Genomic DNA, 896 nt, shown 5'->3' on the forward strand with positions numbered 1-896 from the left:
GTGCCGCAGATGAAATCGCTGGCCGGCGTCGCCGCGTAGATCAGGCCCTTCTGGCGCACCTTCTCGCCCGGCGAGATCACGCCCGAGATCGGCGCGCTGCCCGACTTCACGATCGAGCCCATCGCCTTCTCGACGATGTTGGACAGGCCGCCCTTCTTGTTGCCCGGCGTGGTGTTGGCGCTGCGGTCCACGCGGCCCTTGTCCAGGTAGGCGTCGTACCAGGCCATCTCGCGGATCATGGCGTCGGCCACTTCGGGCGTGGTGGCGCGCGAGGTGAGCTGGTCGATGCCGTCGCGCACCTCGGTGACTTCCGAGAACATCACGGTGGCGCCTGCGCGCACGAGTAGGTCGGTGCAGAAGCCGACGGCCGGATTGGCGGTGACGCCGGAGAAGGCATCGCTGCCGCCGCACTGCACGCCGACCACCAGTTCGCTGGCCGGCACGGTCTCGCGGCGACGGGCGTTCAGGCGTTCGAGATGCTCTTCGGCCTGCCGCATGATCGAATCGACCATCGACATGAAGCCGACATGCGCATCGTCCTGCAGGCAGACCACATCCAGCTTGCTGTCTGCACTGTCGCCGACATCGGCCACGTTGCGTTCGTCGATCAGCGGGATGGTGCCCGGCGGCATCAGCCGCTCGGGCTGCAGCTTCTCGCAACCCAGGCTCACGACCATCACCTCGCCGCCGAAGTTCGGGTTGAGGCTGATGTTGCGCAGCGTGCGGATCGGAATGATGGCATCGGGTGCGTCGATGGCCACGCCACAGCCGTAGGTGTGCTCCAGCGCCACGACGTCATCGACGTTGGGAAACTTCGGCAGCAGTTCGGCCTTGATGCGTTGCACCGCGAACTCGGTGACGCCCGCCACGCACTGCACGGTCTGCGTGATCGCGAG

1 protein-coding gene is annotated in these 896 nt (G+C 66.6%); it reads right to left on the reverse strand.

Features of this window, described 5'->3' with window-relative positions:
- The coding region (locus tag AC1DHL_RS29645; RefSeq protein ID WP_478164317.1) for a UxaA family hydrolase at positions 1–896 on the reverse strand (896 nt) is incomplete at both ends.

It is taken from the genome of Variovorax sp. 10L426 (genome assembly GCF_056395305.1).